This is a genomic window from Mesorhizobium sp. M4B.F.Ca.ET.017.02.2.1 (assembly GCF_003998955.1).
Lineage (GTDB): Bacteria > Pseudomonadota > Alphaproteobacteria > Rhizobiales > Rhizobiaceae > Mesorhizobium > Mesorhizobium abyssinicae.
On sequence record NZ_RZOF01000711.1, the window covers coordinates 1 to 456 of the forward strand.

Consider the following 456-nt stretch of genomic DNA (forward strand, 5'->3'; position numbering starts at 1 on the left):
ACCTTTCCCGACGAGGTATTCAGCATCACCGAAGCCGAGCCGGAGAACGGCGACGGGCAGCAATGGACCGCGCCCGACGGCGCAAGCCTGACCTGCTCCGGCATCTACAACATCGACAACGACACGCCGAAGGGCTTCGTCGCCGGCGAAAAGGCAAACATCGGACCGGGCTACAAGATCACCTACAGCAAGACCGGCAAGAACTGGGCCGTGCTCTCCGGCGTCAAGGGCGACAGGGTTTTCTACGAGCGGCGCCTGTTCGGAAATGACGATGTCATCCGCACCGTGTGGATCGAATATCCCTCCTCGCTCAAGGCGAAATATGACCCCCTGATCGTCGCCATCGCTGCCAGCCTGCGCGGTCCTTGAGGCGTACGCGATACCCCTGCAAATAACCCTTCGCACGGGCTTCCACAGCGATTTACCGCGGCAGTGTTCGGGCCTAGCCTCCAGAAG

At 61.4% G+C, this 456-nt stretch carries 1 protein-coding gene; it reads left to right on the forward strand.

Features of this window, described 5'->3' with window-relative positions:
* Window positions 1-369, forward strand: a 369-nt coding sequence (locus tag EN738_RS34995) for a hypothetical protein (RefSeq protein ID WP_127287450.1), incomplete at its 5' end; no start/stop codon positions are given.
* Window positions 370-456 lie beyond the last annotated feature (87 nt).